A 19,979-nucleotide genomic window follows, 5' to 3' on the forward strand; every position below is an offset into this window, starting at 1 on the left:
GAACTCCTCTGAAGTCTCGAAGACAAATTATTATCGGCATTACAATGGTTAGCGCGCCAAATGCAACCGGCGATGATCCCGCCTGCGCCAAGGTCGCACACTTTTCGCCTCCGCTGTGACATGTTAAGCCGTTACCCCTATCATCAGGGGCATGAAATGACGACCGAAGACATACTCAGCCAGAAACTGGACCGTTTGATCGCCGCTCTGGAACGCATCGCGCCGCCGGAAGCCAAAACACCCGATCTTGATGCCGCAGACTGCTTCGTCTGGGCTCCCGAACGACTGACCCTGGATCCGGTCAAGCGTGTTAACCGAGTGGATATAGCACTGATCCGTGGCGTAGATTTGGTACGTGACCAGCTCGTAGACAATACCCGCCGCTTCGCAAAGGGATTTCCAGCCAATAATGTGCTGCTCTGGGGCGCGCGCGGCATGGGCAAATCCTCGCTCGTCAAGGCTGCGCAGGCAAGCGTGAATGCAGAAATGTCGGACCGCGCTCCGCTGAAGTTGATCGAAATTCATCGCGAGGATATCGATAGTCTTCCAACATTGATGAACCTCATCAAGGAAACGGACTATCGCTTCATCCTGTTCTGCGACGACCTTTCCTTCGATCATGACGATACGTCCTACAAATCGCTCAAGGCTGCCCTTGAAGGCGGCGTGGAAGGTCGTCCCGGTAATGTGATCTTCTATGCGACGTCGAACCGGCGCCATCTGATGCCGCGCGACATGATCGACAACGAGCGTTCGACGGCAATCAACCCTTCGGAAGCCATTGAGGAAAAAGTATCGCTTTCAGACCGTTTCGGTCTTTGGCTTGGCTTCCACAAATGCAGCCAAGACGATTATCTCGCCATGGTCGATGGCTATGCGGCCTATTTTAAGCTGGCTTACGATCCGGCCAAGATGCATGCCGAAGCGCTGGAATGGTCCACGACACGCGGAAACCGTTCGGGACGTGTTGCATGGCAATATATCCAGGATCTGGCAGGTCGCCTCGGGATTGCGATGTAAAACGATGAACCAACCATAAAAGAAAGGCGGGCTTCTGGCCCGCCTTCTTTCTTTAGCTGATCATTTTTTATCAGGATTCCAGATACTTGTTAGGATTGACCGGAGACGAATTCTTGCGCACTTCGAAATGCAGCTTCGGAGACTTCGCGTTGCCGCTCATACCCGACTTTGCAACTTCTTCGCCGCGACGCACCTTCTGCCCACGTTGAACCAGTATCTGGCTGTTGTGACCGTAAACAGTGACAAGGCCATTATCGTGGCGGATCAGAACCGTCTGGCCGAACTCCTTGAGACCGTCACCGGCATAGATGACGACGCCGTTTTCAGCAGCCTTCACCGATGTGCCTTCCGGAACCATGATGTCTATGCCGTCACTCACCGATGTACCGTCACGCTGGCCGAAACTTGCGAGAATACGGCCACGTACCGGCCAGCGCATCTGGGAAATGCCGGTTGAGGAAGGCGCTGCCGCCTGATCCTTTTCGGCGTCCTCGATCACCTTGTTGCTCGCCGTTGGCGGCGTGTAAGGCTTCACATCGGCATTGGCGGCTGGTGCCGTGGCAGCCTTGGCCGGATTTTCCGGCGGCTGCGAAACTGCAGCAACCTGCGTTGCATTGCCCGCTGCGGCAGAAGGAATGACGAGCGCCTGGCCGACCCGGATAGCGCCGTTCGACAGGCCGTTTGCCTTCTTCAACTGCTCGACAGGAACGTTATGCTTCTGCGCGATGGAGAAGAGCGAATCGCCACTCTTAACCGTGTAGGTACCGTTCGGCGCTGGCGGCGTCGTAGCGTTTGCGCCTGCCGAAGCCATATCGTTTGCCGAAGGCTTCTTGCCGTTGACGGCAGGTGCCTGCGGGACGACCGCGATATTGTTATCCGTTGGTCGTGGCATGGCCGGGTTCGCCGGAAGCTGGCCGAGAACCTTTTCCTGCGCACCGTTTACGGTGTTGCGCGTGGAGGTGGCCGCGCTGGCAACTTTGGTTTCAGCGGCATTGACCGTGTTGTTCACACGGTTTGCAGCCATATCCTGCGCCCGCCCTACCTGATTCTGAATGTTATTGGATGCCGCTGCAACCGGAGCCTGAACCGACTGCCGTGCCGCCGCCACAGGCGCTGCCATCGGCGCAGAAGACACAGGAGGCAGTGAATTGCGCTGAACGGAACCGCTCGAAGCGGGAGCTACGGGAGCCGCAGATGCATAAAGATCGCCAGCCGGCTGCTGTGCGACACGCTGACTGGACGTAGAGCCCGTACTGATACCATCAGTGAAGCGCATCGTATCGGCACTGCACCCGGCACCAAAACCGGCAATCAGAACGATCGCGACATTCCGCAGGAGACGTTCAGACGTGTGCTGCAAAATTTGTAAACGCATGTTCAACTCGCCCATACTCGAAACTCAGTAAGGTGATTAAAACGCGTTAATGTTACTCTCTGGTTAAGAACGGCATATCTTCGAAAAAATATTCACCAATTAAATACCATAAGCGCACAAAGCGCCCGAAAGCCCTCCCCGGCGCGGACGGAGAGAGCCTAAGAGCCATCATTTTGACGAATCGATACGCCGCCGTTCACAGAACGGACGAGACGCCCTCGATGAAAGGCTGGTAGCGGACCGCCATCAGGTCTTCCTGCTCGAATCGGCTCCCGACTTTGGCGATGCGGGTCATAACCTGCGGGCCATCACCTGGGCCGATCGGAGCGATCAGTACGCCATGCGTTGCCAGAAGATCAACGAAATGACGCGGCACGTCCTCGAAGGCGAGCCAGATCAGGATACGGTCGAAGGGACCACCCGGCATTCCGTGGCGACCATCGGCATGCTTGACCATGATGTTTTCGCGCTTCAGCGATACGAATTGCTGCAAGGCGTGGTCACAAAGCTTGCGATAACGCTCAACCGTCGTGACACGACCGACAAGCGAAGACATGACAGCCGCTGTAAAACCGGAACCGGTCCCTATCTCGAGTACACGATGACCAGTCTCTAGCTTGAGCGCGGCTATAGCCCGAATCTGATCATCGATGCCTTCCATATATTCGCCGCAGTCAAGCGGCGCTGTACGCGGACTATAGGCAAGATGAGACCATGACGACGCGAGAAAACTTTGGCGAGGTGTAGCTTCAACGGCCGCAAAAAGACGCGGATCGTCAATCCCGTATCCGCGCATCCGCATAACGAAGGATAAAAATCCTTCTCTGTCCGAAAGCCGTGGGCGCTCAGACGCTGCCTGCCTCATGCTTCAACCCCAAGTGCTGCGCTCAACTCCGCCCGAACCTTATGCGCGGTCAGATCAAGGTGCAACGGAGTGACTGAAATGCAGTCGGAACGAATGGCAGCGATATCGCTGTCGTCAGCCACCGGAGCCTTGCCCCGACCAAAATGCAACCAGAAATACGGGAAACCACGCCCATCCCGGCGCTCGTCGAGGCGCGCATCGTGGCTAAGCTTGCCCTGCGCCGTGACGCGCACACCCCTGACTTCTTCGGGACCGCAATTCGGGAAATTCAGGTTTAGAAGCACCCCTTCCGGCCAGCCTGCCTCCATCAGCTTTTTGATAAGGTCTGGAGCGTGGGCTTCAGCCGTTTCCCACGGCACAATGCGGCGATCACCCTCATATTCATATTCTTGCGACAGCGCGATGGCTCGCACACCGAGCAAGGTTCCTTCCATTGCACCGGCGACGGTGCCCGAATAGGTTACGTCGTCGGCCATGTTCGCCCCGGAATTGACGCCGGAGAGGACGAGATCAGGCGCCCCCGGCAAAACATGGCGAACACCCATGATGACGCAATCGGTCGGCGTGCCGCGCAATGCAAAATGGCGCTCATCGATCTGGCGAAGGCGGAGTGGTTCCGACAACGTCAGCGAATGTGCGAGGCCGCTCTGATCAGTTTCCGGAGCGACAACCCATACATCATCGGAGAGCTTGCGTGCGATCCGCTCCAGAACTGCGAGGCCTTCAGCGTGGATACCATCATCGTTCGTCAGCAGAATTCGCACGTCGTCACTCCTTCATTATGGCTATCAATAGCTGTGATTCACACAGCTTTCTCTATACGCGTGAGGCCGCCCATGTATGGCTGCAATGCTTCAGGAATATGAATGCTGCCATCTTCTTCCTGATAATTTTCCATAACAGCGATCAGCGCACGACCGACGGCAACGCCCGAACCGTTCAACGTGTGTACGAAACGGGTCGACTTCTCGCCTTCTGGACGATAGCGGGCATTCATACGACGCCCCTGGAAATCACCGCAGACCGAGCAGCTGGAGATTTCGCGATAGGTGTTCTGGCCGGGCAGCCATACTTCAATATCGTAGGTCTTCTGTGCGCCGAAGCCCATGTCGCCGGTGCAAAGCACCACAGTCCGGAAAGGCAGACCAAGGCGTTTCAGCACTTCTTCTGCACAGGCGGTCATGCGCTCATGCTCTTCAACTGAACTGTCGGCATCGGTGATCGACACCATTTCCACTTTCAGGAACTGGTGCTGGCGCAGCATACCGCGCGTGTCGCGACCGGCAGAACCCGCTTCCGAACGGAAGCATGGGGTCAGCGCCGTGTAGCGCTGGGGAAGCGATTTGGTATCGACGATTTCATCGGCAACCAGATTGGTCAGCGGAACTTCGGCGGTTGGAATCAGCCAGCGGCCGTCCGTGGTGCGGAACAGGTCTTCCGAGAATTTCGGTAGCTGGCCGGTGCCGTAGACAGCTTCGTCGCGCACCATCAGCGGTGGCATCGTTTCGGTATAGCCGTGTTCCATGGTGTGCAGGTCGAGCATGAACTGGCCAAGCGCACGTTCCAGACGCGCAAGCGGCCCCTTCAACACGGTGAAGCGCGAACCTGCGAGCTTTGCAGCGCGCTCGAAATCCATGTAGCCGAGCGCCTCGCCCAGCTCGAAATGTTCCTTCGGCTGAAAGGCAAAGTTGCGCTGGTTGCCGACGCGACGAACTTCGACATTGTCGCTTTCGTCCTTGCCGAGCGGCACGTCTTCAAGCGGAATATTGGGGATGGTCGACAGGGCGTCGTTCAGTTCCTTGGTCAGGCGACGTTCTTCATCCTCGGCCTGAGCAAGAAAATCCTTCAACTCGGCAACTTCGGCCTTCAGCTTGTCAGCCGTTGCTGCGTCCTTCGCAGCCATGGCCTTGCCGATTTCCTTCGAGGCGGCGTTGCGCCGCTCCTGCGCAGCCTGAACCTTGCCGACATATTCGCGGCGTTTTTCATCCAGCGCCATCAACTCGGACGACAGCGACTGAGCCCCACGCTTGGCGAGCGCTTTGTCGAGGGTTTCAGGGTTTTCGCGAATCCATTTGATGTCGAGCATGGGAAAAGCCGTTTCGTGAAATTGAACAGAAGTGAGGCCGCACAACCTGCGACCTCACAGAATTATAGTGACAAATCAGGACGATGAAGCGTTGTCTTCAGCGTCGGAAGCTTCCTGCGCCTCATCCCGCTTCTTCTCGATCATGCGAGCCACGATGATTGAAATCTCGTAGAGAAGGATCGTCGGCAAGGCAAGGCCGATCTGGCTCGCCGGATCGGGCGGCGTCAGGACTGCAGCGACGATGAAAGCGATGACAATTGCGTATTTGCGCTTGTCCTTCAGGCCAGCCGAGGTCACCAGACCAACGCGGGCCATGAGGCTCGTGACCACCGGTAGCTGGAAGACCAAACCGAAAGCGAAGATGAGCGTCATGATGAGGCTCAGATATTCCGACACCTTCGGCAGAAGCGATATCTGCACTTCACCGTTGCCGCCCGACTGTTGCATGGCAAGGAAGAACCACATCACCATCGGCGTGAAGAAGAAATAGACGAGCGCGCCGCCCAACAGGAACAAAATGGGCGATGCAATCAGGAACGGCAGGAACGCCATACGCTCGTGCTTGTAGAGCCCCGGCGCTACGAACTTGTAGACCTGCGCCGCAATCATGGGGAAAGCCAGAACGATGCCGCCGAACATCGCAACTTTCACCTGTGTAAAGAAGAATTCCTGCGGTGCAGTATAAATTAGCTCTGCCTTGGTACGATCCATCCCGGCCCAGTCGATAGCCCATTGATACGGAACCACAAGCAGATTGAACAGCTGCTTGGCATAGATAAAACACACCACAAATGCCACGAAAAATGCCAGAATTGCCCAGATCAGGCGGCGGCGTAGCTCGATCAGGTGCTCAAGCAGAGGCGCTGCGCTCTGTTCGATTTCGTCCTCGTCGCGTTTCACGCTTTGGTTCCTGTCTTTTTCGTGGTCTTCTTGGCAGATGCGGTCGCAGCAGCCTTGGCTGTTTCCACCTTAACTGCTGCGGGCTTTTTGGAAGCAGGCTTCGCGACGGAAGCTGTCTTCGGAGTAGCTTTCGTTTTGGCTGTCTTGGCTTCAGTCGCTTTATTCTCTGCCTTCGGTGCAGTCTTTCGGGTCGCCTTCTTGGACGCGGCGGCCTGTTCGGCCACCGGCTCCACAGCAGGCGGAACCGGTACGCCGCCGGCATCAACCGGCGTCGTTACTTCAGCGACTTTATCGGGTGTTGCCGGAGACATGGAAGACGTAGACTGAAGCCCGGCGCGCAAATCCTGGCCGGCACTTCGAATCGGATCGAATACCTGCGTGATTTTTGAGCGCGGATTGAGCTTGCGGGTCTCATCGATGATGTTCTTGACGTCGTCAAGTTCAGCCTCTTTCAAGGCTTCGTCGAACTGCTGCTTGAACTCATTGGCGGTCGCGCGCATGCGCGCAGTAGCCTTGCCGAATGCACGCAGCATTTTCGGCAAATCCTTGGGACCGACCACCACGATCATCACGATCGCAATAATCAGAAGTTCAGACCAACCGATGTCGAACATATTCTTGATACCCCGCGCAATTCGCGCGCGCGTCCCGTCTTTCGGCGGAAAACCGCACTTGTAAATGGCAAAATATGCTGCGTGCGTTATTCCGCACGCAGCATGCTTTATCCGTTAGATCAGGACTTGGTGGTTTTCTTGACGTCGTTGACGGTTTCGTCAGCCTTGGCGTCGATCGTACGACCCGAATCCCTGGCTTCATCCTTGGCGTCTTCGTCGGACATGCCCTGCTTGAAGTTCTTGATGCCCTTGGCAACATCACCCATCAGCTCGGGAATCTTGCCGCGGCCAAACAGAAGAAGGACAACCGCCAGGACGATCAGCCAGTGCCAGATGGAAAAGCTACCCATTTTATTCCTCTCATTGCCGCGAACGCGCGGCATGTTCCTGCAATGCCAGTTACGATTTAAGCGCTTTCAACAAATCTTTCAAACAGAAGTGTGACGGTGAACGGCTCTGCAGCAAATAAAATTCACTAGAAAGGCCAGACTGAGACTATTCACCGCGTGGCGCGAGCAAGCCAAGGCTTTCCAGATCGATATCTTCGAGCGGTTCTTCGTCTTCCGTCAGCTCATCCGGATCGATATTGGGCACCGGAACAGCAAAACTCGATGGCATACGTGCCGAGAGCAGTCCTGCTCCGCGCAGCTCTTCCAGTCCGGGCAGATCACGGATTTCAGGCAGGCCGAAATGGTCGAGAAACGAATCCGTCGTTCCATAGGTGACCGGTCGACCAGGCGTGCGGCGGCGACCGCGCAATTTGATCCAGCCGGTCTCCATCAGAACATCCAGTGTACCCTTTGAGGTCTCTACGCCACGGATGTCTTCCAGCTCGGCACGCGTGACCGGCTGGTGATAAGCGATGATGGCCAGCACTTCCATCGCAGCGCGGGACAGCTTGCGTTGCTGCACAGCTTCGCGGCTCATGAGAAAGGCGAGATCGGGAGCGGTGCGGAACGCCCATGCGCTACCGACCTGAACGAGATGCACACCCCGCGTTTCATATATTTTCTGCAAATGCTTCAAAACTGGTGCGACGTCCACATTGGCTGGCAGGCGTTCTGCCAATGCACGTTCGGAAACCGGCTCGGATGAGGCAAAAACAATGGCCTCGACAATGCGCGCGAGGTCAGCAAGTCCCTGTGTCGAGACAGAAACTTCTGTTTCGATCTGATCGTCGTCACTATCGATTTCAGCCAGATTTCGACGTTCCGCTTCAGACATCCTCGTCCTCATCCAATTCGCTGATATCTCCTGTCGCCCGTATGTAGATCGGCTCGAAAGGAGCATTTTGCCTGACTTCCAGCTTGCCTTCGCGCACAAGTTCAAGACTGGCGGCGAAGGAACTGGCAAGCGCCGAAGCCCTCTCGCGCGGCGAAAGCGCATAATCAATCAGGAAACGGTCGAGAGAAATCCAGTCCCCCACAGACCCCATCAAACGCACAAGCGCCACCCGCGCTTCCTTCAATGACCAGACCGCCCGCTTGGCAATCTGCACTTGCGAAACAGCCTGTCGCTGCCGCTGCGAAGCATAGGCGGTGAGAAGGTCATACAATGTCGCAGAAAACTGGCTGGTCCTGTCGACCATGACCATTTCCGGCATGCCACGCGCGAAAACATCCCGCCCCAGCCGGTTGCGGTTGACGAGTTTTGCCGCCGCATCGCGCATGGCTTCAAGTCTCTTCAAACGGTAATGCAACGAAGCAGCCAGTTCTTCACCGGTCGCTCCATCATCGCCCTGTTGCTTCGGGATCAGCAGTTTCGACTTGAGATAGGCAAGCCACGCCGCCATGACGAGATAGTCGGCGGCAAGTTCAAGGCGCAAGGCGCGTGCCTGCTCCACGAAAACCAGATACTGCTCTGCGAGCGCCAGAACGGAAATACGGGCGAGATCGACGCGCTGGCTCCGCGCAAGATGCAGCAGCAGGTCAAGCGGGCCTTCAAACCCCTGCACATCGATGAGAAGCGACGGCTCGCTTTCACTGCGCTCGGAATCGCCCTGCCACAGCGCATCCATCGGCACATGCGTGCCGTCTTTGCCGTCTGTGTCTGCTCCCGATGCCGCCAAACCCGTTTCCCTGCTGATAAGGTTCACCGGCAGATCAGTCCGCCGGTGAAGTCAGTTTACCAAGTTTTGACGATTACGCTATCAGTTCGAACATGGCGTTGAATTCTGCGCGCAGTTCATCCTCATCGGAAAGATCGGGATCGCCCGCATAGACTTCCGCCAGATCGGCACGGCGCTTCGCCTTACCTTCCAGAACCGGCACACGCGCTGCAACCTGCTTCAGTTCTTCCATCACGCCTGCGCAATAGAGAACCATATCGCAACCGGCACCGATGATGCCGTCCGCAATGTCACCGAGTCCGCCCGAAAGCGCCTTCATGGAAATGTCGTCGCTCATGACAAGACCATCGAACTGGATGACATCGCGAATGATCGTGTTGATGACAGTCGGCGACAATGTCGAAGGGCGCTGCGGATCGATGCAATCGAACACGACATGCGCCGTCATTGCCATTGGCAGGTCATTGAGCGCCTTGAACGGCACGAAATCATGCGCAACCAGCTCATTCAGGGGAACCGTGACACGCGCGAGTTCCTTGTGCGTGTCTGCAAACGCACGACCGTGCCCCGGCATATGCTTGACCACAGGTAGCAAACCGCCGGCAAGCAAGCCTTCAGCAGCAGCTCGCCCCATTTCGGCAACCGCGTGCGGATTCTTGGAGTATGCGCGGGCACCGATGACATCATGTGCGCCTTCGACGGGTACGTCCAAAACCGGCAGGCAGTCCACATTGACGCCAACCTTCAGCAAATCGAATGCATGCAGGCGAGCGTGCAGCCATGCAGCGCGCAGACCGGCTTCGCGATCACGCGCATAGATCGCACCGACTTCCGAGGCCGAAGGATAGTTTGGAACGAGCGGCGGGCGAAGGCGCTGAACGCGGCCACCTTCCTGATCGATGAAAACCGGTGTCTGGTCTCGGCCTGTCAGGTCGCGCATATGCGCCGTCAGCTCGGAAACCTGCTCCAAACTTTCGACATTGCGCGCAAAAAGAATAAAGCCCCATGGTCTTTCATCGCGGAAAAACGCGATTTCGTCCTGAGTAAGTTTCGTTCCCGACACACCGGCAATCCATGCCTTGCACTCTTTCATGCGCTCGTCCTTCAAATCGTCTGGAAATGCTGTACTCAAGTATCCCTGTTTCGGTTTAGCCGAAAAAATCCGGGCTTGGTAGTGGACCATGAAAAAGGGCGACCGAAGCCGCCCTTTCGATATTCAGTGTCTGATAAATCACTGCGTCACGAAGCAGCTACCACCCGCAGACTTGAGGCGTCCGCAAAGCGCGGATGCATCTTCCTTGGAGCCGCCCTGAACGCGGACACGATAGTAGGTGCCCTTGCCCGGAATGTCGGCACGCTTTATGTCGACACTGCGGCCACCGATCACGCTGCCATATTTCTGGGCCATATTGGCATAGGACTTCTGTGCCAGTTCGGCAGAGGGCTGTGACGCAATCTGGATGAAATAACCGCCTGCACCTGCTGCCGACGCAACCTGCGGCGCTGCCGGAGCCGGAGCAGGATTCGCTGCAACCGGAGCCTGCGTACGCTGCGGAACATTGCCGACGATGTTGACTGGCTGTTCAGCAGGCCGTGACGGCACCACCGGAGCACGAACAGGAAGGCGCGGCGCTTCCGCAGTCGGCTGAGGCTGTACCTGAGGAGCCGGTGCAGGTGTTTGCGCAGCCGGTTCTGCAGGTGCATTGCCAGCGGCCAGCGCAGCGATTTCATCGCCGCCGACAGGAGCCACCGGCTCAGCAGTATTATTTGCCGGAGGCAGTTGCGAAGCGGTTTCCTCCGGTGCCGGAGAAGGCTGGACGATGGAACCATCCGGGCGAACGATCATGGTTTCCACTTCGCGCGGCTGGACCAACGGTGCATTGTGGTTCGCGTTCTGATTCTCGACAGGCGCATTGTTCACTGCTGGCTGCTCGTCAGGCGTAGTGTCCGCCATATTCTCGCTGTCATCCGTGCCGGAAATGTCTACCGGCTCTTCACCGGAAGTAATCAGGGATTTTTGCTCCGGATTGTTCGGCAAGGTGCCGGCAACGCGGTCATAAACAGCTTTGTCCTGGTTCGGCACCGTGGCTCCGCCCGGATTTTCCGGCTGCATCTTGATCGGCTGATTGTCAGCACGAATCACGACCGGCTCGCCGGAACCGCTGCCTCCGAGGAAATGATAGCCAATCCCGCCAAGAAGTACCGCCGCACCAGCCACGCTGGCCAGAATGAGACCACGACGGCCACGAACCGGACGATTGCGATAGGCCTCGGCAGCGCTGCCAAGATCATCTTCCGCCTGCATTGCAGCGCGTTCGCCATAGTCGCCGCCTTCAAGGGTCTGTGCGCCCTGGGCTGCCCAATGATTGTAGAAGTCGTCTTCATTGCCCAATGGGTTGGAGGCTTTTGACTGCGCTGGCGCCTGGGCCGTTGCCTGCGAGCGGCCATATGCTCCCGCAGCTGCGGCAGCACCAACGCCCATAGCAGCGGCGCCGACAGCAGCACCAAGGCTGGCGCCAGAGTTTGGCAGATAGCTCGAAGCGCTTTCGCGGAATATGTCCTCAAAAGCCCTGTCAGCTTCGCTTTGCGCATCTGTTTTAGCCGTTTCATCCACGCCGACCGTATTGAAGACCTCGGCAAATTCGGCTTCGAGATCGGTAAGACCGGCGTTGAGCTCTTCTTCGCCGTAATTGATTTCCGGCAAATCGAGGGAGTGCGTCTGCTCGACCTTTTCTTCGGCCACGCTCAAGGTTTCAACTTCGGGCGCAGGCGCGCTGACCGCAGCTGCATGAGCACTGCCGAACTGCGAGAACGAAACCGGGGAAGAGAGGTAATCGTCGTCGGAGCGCACCGCATGTGCGTAGACTGTGGCTTCTTCTTCAGGTTCCGCGCTCAGATCGAGATCGTCTTCCGTGAAGAAATCATCTTCGCTGAAAGCATTCTCGTCCTGAACGCTCGAAACATCGCCGGACGTTTCAAAACCAAAATCATCTTCCGAAAGGCTGATTTCATCCAGCCCCGAAAGATCGTCTTCCGTGCCTTCGGCAGCGATTGCAGCTGCTGTTTCCTCAACATCGAACGAAAAATCGTCTTCGAAAGAGAAATCGCCTTCTTCATCAAGCGAAGGTGCGGAAACCGCAACAGGTGTATGATCGGCCTGCGGTGCAGTCGCTACCGCATCCTGCCCTGCAATACCCGATGAGAAATTGCTCCGCGTGTAGTACGGATATCCCGCAGGTATGGCCTGAGGCTGAATGGCGTAGGTTTCGACAGGAGCAGCCGTCTGTGGTGCAGAATCATAAGCCGGCTCATCAAGCTGCAAATCGTCGAAACGCAGATCTTCCAGCTCCTGCTCGTCCTGATATCCGATATTCTGCACGGGCACGACGTCGTGGTGGACGTAGGGTTCCTCTGCAGGCGCGACATGGGACGCGACTTGGGACGCGGCTTGGGAAAAGTGGACCTCGTCGTGAGACACTGGCTGCGGCTCGTCGCCGAACAGGAGATTTTCCAGTTCGTCCTCAAGCGAGACCGGCGCTGTGACGGCAGCATAGGATTGTTCTGCTGGCTCGACAGCCTGAACGTTCCAGTCACGATCGCGCGCAGGCTGGTAAGCCTCTTCATGCGGCTCAATGGCTGGCTGATAGATCGTCGGATCGTAATCGGTCTGATCGATATGAAGCGGTTCGACAGTTTCCCGGCGAGTGTAGACCGACGACGATGCGGCATAGCTCTCTTCGTTCGAATCGCGCGCAGCCGAATAATCGCTGTAATCGAATTGCGGCACCGGTTCGGTACGATCAGCTTCTTCAAACTCAAGCGCTTCGAATGAGGGCGCTTCCAATTCCGGCGCTTGCTCATCCTCATCCATCTGAAGATCAAGCTCGTCTTCCAGAGCCGAAGCAAGTTCTTCTTCGTGGATCAGAGGTTCATCCAACAGATGAGAATCATCGTGTGTGGGCGTCGCTGCGAACTGTGACTGGTCCGTAGGCTGAGAATAATCATTGAAGTCACCGAGCAATTCTCGCTCCAGATCCAGCGATGGATCGAAGCCCGGCTCTGTTCGGCTATCTTCAAAGTAACTAGGTCGGCGCTCATTCCAAGCGACGTTGTCATCAGCAGGCGTGCCGAAGTCCATGATCCGCGACAGTTCCATCAGTGGATCGTCTTCGTGCAACGGACGCTCGCCGTAATTACGGGGATTTGCACTGCTGTCCGTCATGGCGTGTTCCTAACTCAAACCCTGGACGTCGCAAGACGTCTCCATACATTGCTTTTTAGCGAGGCAATGTGGGCAAAAGTTGACGGAAGTTTCCTGCGCCAGAAGGAAGACCAATGACTTGCGTTCATTATGGCCTTCCACCTGTTCGACTTGCCAACTTTTGCCTTTAATCGGTCTTTCGACCTGAAAAGCTTCGTGACAGCCGCCTGATCTCCGAAGTCATCTCGAACCGCATAGTGCGGCCCGCACACTGCGGAGACCATTCTTCGAGTATAATCCGTCTCAAACGGTATTCACCTTCGAACTATACTCTAGCGCATTTCCGTTGGAGCATCCGCACCGATTATCGTCAATCCGGAAGTCAGCACATCGGAAACAACCTGTACCAGCCCTAGCCTGGCTAATGACAAGTCTGGATCGTTAACCTTAATAAAACGTAAGTCCGGGTTCTCTGTGCCTCTATTCCACTGAGAATGGAACGCGCTGGCGAGGTCATAAAGGTAGAAAGCAAGCCGATGCGGCTCCTGATGAGTGGCCGCAGCCTCGATCAGACGCGGATATTCGGCGAGCTTGCGAACGAGTGCAATTTCACTTTCGTCGGTCAGCTTGTCGAAATGCGCGGCCATGCCGACTCGGTCGAGATCGGCGAGACCAAGCTGGTCCGCAGCCTGACGGAAAACCGAATGGCAACGTGCGGAAGCATATTGCACGTAGAAGACCGGATTATCCTTGGACTGCTCCGTCACCTTGGCAAAATCGAAGTCAAGCGGCGCATCGTTCTTCCGGTAAAGCATCATGAAGCGAACCGGGTCACGACCGACTTCATCCACCACATCGCGCAGCGTGATAAACTCGCCTGACCGCTTCGACATACGCACAGGCTCGCCATCGCGGAAAAGCTTGACCAACTGGCAGAGCAGCACCGTCAGCTTGGCCTTGCCGTCGGAAACAGCCCTTGCGACCGCTTCCAGACGCTTGACGTAGCCGCCATGGTCGGCGCCCAGCACATAGATCATCTCGTTGAAGCCGCGGTCGTACTTGTCCTTGAAGTATGCCACGTCGCCCGCAAAATAAGTGAAAGAACCGTCAGACTTCATCAGCGGACGGTCGATATCGTCGCCCACTTCCGTTGAACGGAACAATGTCTGCTCGCGATCTTCCCAGTCTTCCGGAAGCTGGCCCTTCGGAGGCGGCAGCTTGCCCTTATAGACATGGCCCTTGAGCGTCAGATCGTTGATTGCATTGCGAATCGCCCGTGCGTGATCCACATGCAGCTTGCGTTCGGAAAAGAACACATCATGGTGCACGTTGAGCGCATCCAGATCGGCGCGGATCATCGCCATCATGGCATCAATCGTCCGATCCTTTACGAGAGCAAGTGCTTCGGCTTCCGGCATTTCCAGAAGCTTCGTGCCAAACTCCTTGGCAAGTTCCTGCCCGACCGGAACGAGATAGTCGCCGGGATAAAGACCAGACGGAATTTCGCCGATATTTTCGCCGAGTGCTTCGCGGTAGCGCAGCATGACGGACCGCGCCAGCACATCGATCTGCGCACCGGCGTCGTTGATGTAGTATTCCTTGACCACATCATAGCCCGCAAACTTGAGAAGATTGGCCAGAACGTCGCCGACAACGGCGCCACGGCAATGGCCTACATGCATGGGACCGGTCGGGTTGGCCGAGACATACTCGACGTTCACCTTCAAGCCAGAGCCAAGCTTCGAGCGGCCGAAATCCGTGCCTTCGTTCAGCATCGCGGAAAGTTCGCGCTGCCAGTAGGTAGCCTTCAGACGCAGATTGATGAAGCCCGGACCGGCGACATCGACAGTCTCGACATCTTCGTCTGCGGCAAGAGCCTCGGCGATACGACCGGCGAGCTCGCGCGGGTTCTGACCGACAGCCTTGGAGAGCACCATCGCAGCATTGGTGGCAATATCACCATGGGAAGCATCTCGCGGCGGTTCGACACCGATGCGCGAAAGATCAAGTTCGCCACCGTCTTTCGGTTTCAGATCAATATCTTGCAACGTCTTTTTGATACGTGCGTCGAAATCTGCAAAGATATTCATGGTCTGTCCTGTCAGGCTTACGCCGGGCTTTGTTTTGTCGCATTGTCCAACGCAAAACCGCTTCGCACTTTTGCTGGAAATGCTCTAATTTTTTGCGGAATCTGGTCCATTCGCCGATAGATGCCGCTTCGTTTGGCCCCCGATTAAGCTAAATCGGGTGTGTGGTCAAACAATCGTCGGTGTTCTCGCACGGCATAATTGTCAGTCATCCCCGCCAGATAGTCGGCAACCCGCCGTGCCCGCGCCGCCTCATCCAGCGTGTCGCAGCCCGATTGCCATTCTGGCGGCATGATCGACGGCTTGGCGAAACAGGCATCAAAAAGGTCCTGCAATATCTTGTCGGCGGCATGCCTGCGCACCACGACACTGTCGTGGAAATAGAGGTTCTTGAAGAGAAACCGCTTCAGCACTTTTTCGTCGCTGCGCATGGAATCAGAAAACGCCACGAGTGCATGCGACTGGCCGTGCACATCTTCCACGCCGTGCGGCTTTGCCGCTGCCAGACGACGTTGGGCCTCTTCGATCACGTCTTCCACCATGATGGTGATCTGCCTGCGCACCAGTTCGTGTCCAGTTCGCACGGGATCAAGGTCGGGATAACGCGTCCGCACGAGATCGAGCAGGCGTTTCGTCAGCGGCACCTCGTCAAGCGCATCAAGGCTCAAAAGCCCTGCCCGCAGACCGTCATCGATATCATGAGCGTTATATGCAATATCGTCGGCAATGGCCGCGCACTGCGCTTCCAAGCTGGCAAACCGCGTGAGTTCCAGATCATAGCGTTCATTGAAATCGAGAATCGGCAATGGAACAACAACATCGGGATGCGTCGCAAATGTGCCCAACAGAGGCCCGTTGTGCTTGACCAACCCCTCCAGCGTTTCCCAGGAGAGATTAAGTCCGTCGAAATCTGCATATCGATGTTCGAGCTTGGTCACGATCCTGAGCGACTGCGCATTGTGATCGAACCCACCAAAATCCTTCATGCGCTCGTTGAGCGCTTCCTCTCCGGTATGACCGAAGGGTGTGTGGCCAAAATCGTGGACAAGCGCCACCGCCTCGGCCAGATCTTCATCGAGCCGCAATGCGCGAGCCAAGGCACGCGCAATCTGTGCAACTTCTATCGTGTGCGTAAGACGTGTGCGGTGATGATCGCCTTCATGAGCGATGAAAACCTGCGTCTTATGTTTCAGACGACGAAATGCCGTCGAATGGATGATACGGTCACGGTCGCGCTGAAACGGTGTGCGGGTCGGGCTTTCCGGCTCCGGTACCAGGCGGCCACGGCTTCGTGCAGGATCACAGGCATAAGGCGCGCGTTCGCGATAACCAAAGCCTATTCCTTCCAGCGACATTGCGATGCATCCTTCACTGTAATATGATTACACAAAACTGGTGCGAATATTGACTTCCGCAGTTCGCGTTCATAGCTATCAGCTAATCATGAAGGCAAGTATGCGGCTATCGGAAATCTGGAAAAATCGTCTGGTTCGATATTCGTAATTGCAAACGGAACAAGGCAAATGACAGGCATTACCGTTTCAGATTCCGCGGCAAAGCGGATAGCCAAGATACTCGGATCGGAACCGGGAAAGACTGCCCTTCGCGTTTCAGTCGAAGGCGGCGGGTGTTCCGGTTTTTCCTACAAATACGATCTGGTTGATGAGCAGACCGACGACGACATCGTTATCGAGAAGCTCGGTGCCAAGGTGCTGATCGATTCCATTTCAGTTCCCTATATGGATGGTTCAGAAATCGATTTCGTCGATGATCTGATGGGACAATCGTTCCAGATCCGCAATCCGAACGCCACTTCGGCCTGCGGCTGCGGAACCAGCTTCGCCATCTGACCGGCACACGAATAGAATATTTAAAACCGGCTGCCATGTGGCGGCCGGTTTTTTCATGGCTTCCGAAAAACAACCAACCTCAAACCTTTACCGAAGCGACCGTCGCTTCGATATGGTCCACCAGGGCATCCGGCAGGCCGAGACGGCCAGCCAGCATATCCAGATATCCACGTTCAGCCCGGTTGTCCGGGTCTATTGCAAGACGGGAAGCCGTGTAAAGCTCGACTTTCTGTTCCTCAGTCTGCGCGGCTGAAACCAGAACATTGAGATCGACAGGATCGGCAAGTTCCTTCTCAAGGAAGGCTTCCGCTTCATCGTCGAGACCAGAAATCTTCACCTTCTCCATGATGCGAGCCCGCTCCGCATCATCAATATGACCATCGGCCTTGGCGGCGGCAATCATCGCCTGCACGAGTGTCAGCGCAAAACTGTTGCTCATGGCTGGAGATTGCGGGTGGAACGGAGAATCGGCCGGCGGTGGCGGAAGCAGTTCAGGCTCTTTCGCGATCGGCTGTTCAGCTTCCTGCGGTGCCTGACCGGACTTATAGTTCTTGTAGGCGAGGTATCCCAACCCGGCGATGGCAGCGATGCCACCCACTGTCGCCACATTGCCCGCGAGCTTGCGTCCGGTTTTCGTGCCAAGAATGGCTGCAGCGATGGCACCCGTTGCAAGCGGGTTCTTCTTTGCCAGGTCTGTTACCTGCCCGGCCTTGTCGCGGACACTTCCCGATGTACCGGGTACTTGTGATCCCAGAAACTGTTCGAGAAGTTTCTTGGCGTCGAACATTCGAATATCTCCTGTTTGGCTCCTGTCCAGAGCAAATAGGAATACAAAACAGCCAATACAAATGGTCTTGAGCCGAATTTTCCTCGGATATTGAAATTGTGGCCAATGAAAAGCTGTGGCGCGCGATTGCGCCCTGCTTGCCCTCACCTCCCCAAGCGCATAATCATAGCAATATGAAAATCGCGACCTGGAACATCAACGGCGTCAAAGCCCGTATCGAAAACCTCCAGCATTGGCTGAAGGAGTCCTCGCCCGATATCGCCTGTCTGCAGGAAATCAAGTCGGTCGATGACCAGTTTCCGCGTCTGGAGATTGAAGCGCTCGGCTATCATGTGGAAACACATGGCCAGAAGGGCTTCAACGGCGTCGCTCTTCTGTCCAAGAAATCACCGGATGAGGTCAATCGCGGTCTTCCCGGCGACGATGGCGATGAGCAGGCGCGTTTTATCGAAGGCGTCTACTCGACGGACAAAGGCGTTGTCCGCGTCGTTTCGCTTTACCTGCCGAACGGCAATCCGGTAGACACCGAAAAGTTTCCCTACAAGCTTTCGTGGATGCAGCGGCTTGAGCTGTGGGCGAAAGACCGCCTTGCCCTGGAAGAACCCCTGGTGCTTGCCGGTGACTACAACGTCATCCCCGAGCCGTACGACGCCAAAAATCCCGAGCAGTGGGTTGGCGATGCGCTTTTCAAGCCGCAATCGCGCCAGGCATTCCGCAGGCTTGAAAATCTGGGCTTTACCGATGCAATCCGTGCGTCAACCGACGACACCGGGATTTACTCGTTCTGGGATTATCAGGCCGGTGCCTGGCAGAAAAACAACGGCATCCGCATCGACCATCTGATGTTGTCGCCAGAGGCGGCCAATCGTTTCATATCGAGTGATGTGGAAAAGCACGTTCGCGCCTGGGAAAAGCCGTCCGACCATGTGCCGGTGACGATAACGCTTTCAGTTTGAGAACTGATGCTAATTCAAGACCAGAGCGTTTTCAGTTAAATCAGAAATCGCCTTTGGTGGCATAGTCACTGGAGAGTGCGATAGCATTCCGACGATCTGCTTCACCGGCAATCGAGAATGCTTGTTCCTGCATATCGCGTATCCATGGGCAATCCTCGGTCGGGCAGCGCTCGAATGCCGCCGTCATCATGGCAAGGCCGCGAACGGTCTTGCCTGCCTGAAACAGCATATTGCCGAGCATAGCCTGTGCACCGGCATTGCCTTTCTTGGCGGCAAGCTGGAACCAGCGTGCGGCCTGAACGGAATTGCGTTCCCCGCCGTCGCCATCAAGCAGCATCTTGCCAAGCTCGAACTGGGCCGCTGAATCGCCGAAATTCGATGCGGCCTGCACATAGAGATTGCGTGCCATACCCGGATTTGCATTGACCGGCGAGCCGGGTATGCCGCGCTTCACATAGCCAGCAAGCGCCACAAGAGCATCGGCCACATAGGAGTCGTTTTCCGACCCCGGTTCCGAGCCTTCACGAACGATCTTTTCGAAAATCTTGTAGGCTTCGTAGTCGTTCTCCGGCACGCCATCGCCATCGGCATACATGCGGGCCAGTTTCCACTTCGCGCCCTGATGGCCGCGATCCGCAGCATAGCGCAACGCCTTGATCGCCTCGTCCTTGTGACCGTTCTTGTACGCGGAGAAGCCGAACTTGAAGAGTTCGAACGGGCTTCTCGACTTTTCGGAATCGTCATTGAGGTCGAAAGCAAAGGCGCTGTTGCAGGCAATGGCCAAGCCGAGAGCCATAGCGAGGGCGCTAAATGAAAAACTGCGGATACGCATCACAACGCTGGTCTTTCACACTCAGTGGAGGAAACATTCATCGAGGACAGAATGCACGCTATTTTCGTCAAGACTGAGACCCGATCTTGACCGAAAAAAGCCTTACCATCATTGGAAAGAATAAGGGGTGCGTGAACAGGAATGATCCTGTTCCCAATCCGTTTGCTGTGCAACAACGCGCCCTTCGTCATTCCTGCCAATCCTGTTGAAGCTTACCGGCTTCGAATACTTTGACGGCTTCTGCCTTCCCATGAAGCGGTGACGCCTGTTTGTGGCGGGAAATGGGCAAAATGTGCCTGAGCTCTTTCTAACCTAAAGCAACGGTAAAGACTGTTGCT

Annotated in this window: 18 protein-coding genes; 3 read left to right on the forward strand and 15 right to left on the reverse strand. The window is 56.2% G+C overall.

The window, feature by feature from the left end; all coding sequences use genetic code 11:
• The first annotated feature begins 156 nt into the window (after positions 1–156).
• The gene (locus MKS82_RS04380) at positions 157–1,020 is read left to right on the forward strand and encodes an ATP-binding protein (protein WP_109987675.1); all 864 of its coding nucleotides are present in this window, start codon (positions 157–159) and stop codon (positions 1,018–1,020) included.
• Positions 1,021–1,090: 70 nt separating this feature from the next.
• On the opposite strand, the gene dipM is transcribed toward MKS82_RS04380, so the two are convergent.
• From dipM to MKS82_RS04445, 13 genes are all read right to left on the reverse strand, one after another.
• Positions 1,091–2,410 carry a cell division endopeptidase DipM gene (gene dipM, locus MKS82_RS04385; RefSeq protein WP_109987674.1) on the reverse strand — a complete coding sequence of 440 codons (1,320 nt, stop codon included), beginning with the start codon at positions 2,408–2,410 and terminating at the stop codon, positions 1,091–1,093.
• Between the two features lie 181 nt (positions 2,411–2,591).
• Positions 2,592–3,260 carry a protein-L-isoaspartate(D-aspartate) O-methyltransferase gene (locus MKS82_RS04390; protein ID WP_109987673.1) on the reverse strand — a complete coding sequence of 223 codons (669 nt, stop codon included), beginning with the start codon at positions 3,258–3,260 and terminating at the stop codon, positions 2,592–2,594.
• Positions 3,257–4,024: a 5'/3'-nucleotidase SurE gene (gene surE / locus MKS82_RS04395; RefSeq protein WP_109987672.1), complete on the reverse strand. Its 768-nt coding sequence runs from the start codon at positions 4,022–4,024 to the stop codon at positions 3,257–3,259. The genes MKS82_RS04390 and surE overlap by 4 nt, the downstream gene beginning before the upstream one ends.
• A gap of 38 nt (positions 4,025–4,062) precedes the next feature.
• The gene (serS, locus tag MKS82_RS04400; protein ID WP_109987671.1) at positions 4,063–5,346 is read right to left on the reverse strand and encodes a serine--tRNA ligase; all 1,284 of its coding nucleotides are present in this window, start codon (positions 5,344–5,346) and stop codon (positions 4,063–4,065) included.
• A gap of 75 nt (positions 5,347–5,421) precedes the next feature.
• Positions 5,422–6,246, reverse strand: a complete 825-nt coding sequence (tatC, locus tag MKS82_RS04405) for a twin-arginine translocase subunit TatC (RefSeq protein WP_109987670.1) — start codon at positions 6,244–6,246, stop codon at positions 5,422–5,424.
• Positions 6,243–6,860, reverse strand: a complete 618-nt coding sequence (tatB, locus tag MKS82_RS04410) for a Sec-independent protein translocase protein TatB (protein WP_109987669.1) — start codon at positions 6,858–6,860, stop codon at positions 6,243–6,245. The genes tatC and tatB overlap by 4 nt, the downstream gene beginning before the upstream one ends.
• 119 nt (positions 6,861–6,979) lie before the next feature.
• The gene (locus MKS82_RS04415) at positions 6,980–7,210 is read right to left on the reverse strand and encodes a twin-arginine translocase TatA/TatE family subunit (RefSeq protein ID WP_006466664.1); all 231 of its coding nucleotides are present in this window, start codon (positions 7,208–7,210) and stop codon (positions 6,980–6,982) included.
• A gap of 145 nt (positions 7,211–7,355) precedes the next feature.
• Positions 7,356–8,084: an SMC-Scp complex subunit ScpB gene (gene scpB / locus MKS82_RS04420; protein WP_061346422.1), complete on the reverse strand. Its 729-nt coding sequence runs from the start codon at positions 8,082–8,084 to the stop codon at positions 7,356–7,358.
• Positions 8,077–8,928 (reverse strand): segregation and condensation protein A, encoded by an 852-nt coding sequence (locus tag MKS82_RS04425; RefSeq protein WP_109987668.1) that lies wholly within the window; start codon positions 8,926–8,928, stop codon positions 8,077–8,079. The genes scpB and MKS82_RS04425 overlap by 8 nt, the downstream gene beginning before the upstream one ends.
• Positions 8,929–9,001: 73 nt before the next feature.
• Positions 9,002–10,021, reverse strand: a complete 1,020-nt coding sequence (gene nagZ / locus MKS82_RS04430) for a beta-N-acetylhexosaminidase (RefSeq protein WP_109987667.1) — start codon at positions 10,019–10,021, stop codon at positions 9,002–9,004.
• Positions 10,022–10,159: 138 nt separating this feature from the next.
• Positions 10,160–13,150, reverse strand: a complete 2,991-nt coding sequence (locus MKS82_RS04435; RefSeq protein WP_109987666.1) for an SPOR domain-containing protein — start codon at positions 13,148–13,150, stop codon at positions 10,160–10,162.
• Positions 13,151–13,461: 311 nt separating this feature from the next.
• Positions 13,462–15,219, reverse strand: a complete 1,758-nt coding sequence (argS, locus tag MKS82_RS04440) for an arginine--tRNA ligase (protein ID WP_109987665.1) — start codon at positions 15,217–15,219, stop codon at positions 13,462–13,464.
• Between the two features lie 143 nt (positions 15,220–15,362).
• Positions 15,363–16,571: a deoxyguanosinetriphosphate triphosphohydrolase gene (locus tag MKS82_RS04445; protein ID WP_109987664.1), complete on the reverse strand. Its 1,209-nt coding sequence runs from the start codon at positions 16,569–16,571 to the stop codon at positions 15,363–15,365.
• Positions 16,572–16,739: 168 nt separating this feature from the next.
• On the opposite strand from MKS82_RS04445, the gene erpA reads away from it, so the two are divergent.
• A complete protein-coding gene (erpA, locus tag MKS82_RS04450; protein WP_006471759.1) occupies positions 16,740–17,066 on the forward strand; it encodes an iron-sulfur cluster insertion protein ErpA in 327 nt (108 codons plus the stop codon).
• Between the two features lie 79 nt (positions 17,067–17,145).
• Here erpA and MKS82_RS04455 read toward each other — a convergent pair whose 3' ends face one another.
• Entirely contained in the window at positions 17,146–17,853 is a 708-nt protein-coding gene (locus tag MKS82_RS04455; protein WP_109987663.1) for a tellurite resistance TerB family protein, read from the reverse strand.
• A 173-nt stretch (positions 17,854–18,026) separates the two neighbouring features.
• On the opposite strand from MKS82_RS04455, the gene xth reads away from it, so the two are divergent.
• On the forward strand, positions 18,027–18,809 hold the full coding sequence (xth, locus tag MKS82_RS04460) for an exodeoxyribonuclease III (protein WP_061346429.1): 783 nt from the start codon (positions 18,027–18,029) through the stop codon (positions 18,807–18,809).
• Between the two features lie 40 nt (positions 18,810–18,849).
• Here xth and MKS82_RS04465 read toward each other — a convergent pair whose 3' ends face one another.
• Positions 18,850–19,641, reverse strand: a complete 792-nt coding sequence (locus MKS82_RS04465) for a tetratricopeptide repeat protein (protein ID WP_240578378.1) — start codon at positions 19,639–19,641, stop codon at positions 18,850–18,852.
• Between the last annotated feature and the right edge of the window lie 338 nt (positions 19,642–19,979).

The sequence above is a fragment of the Ochrobactrum sp. A-1 genome (assembly GCF_022488005.1).
Classification (GTDB): domain Bacteria; phylum Pseudomonadota; class Alphaproteobacteria; order Rhizobiales; family Rhizobiaceae; genus Brucella.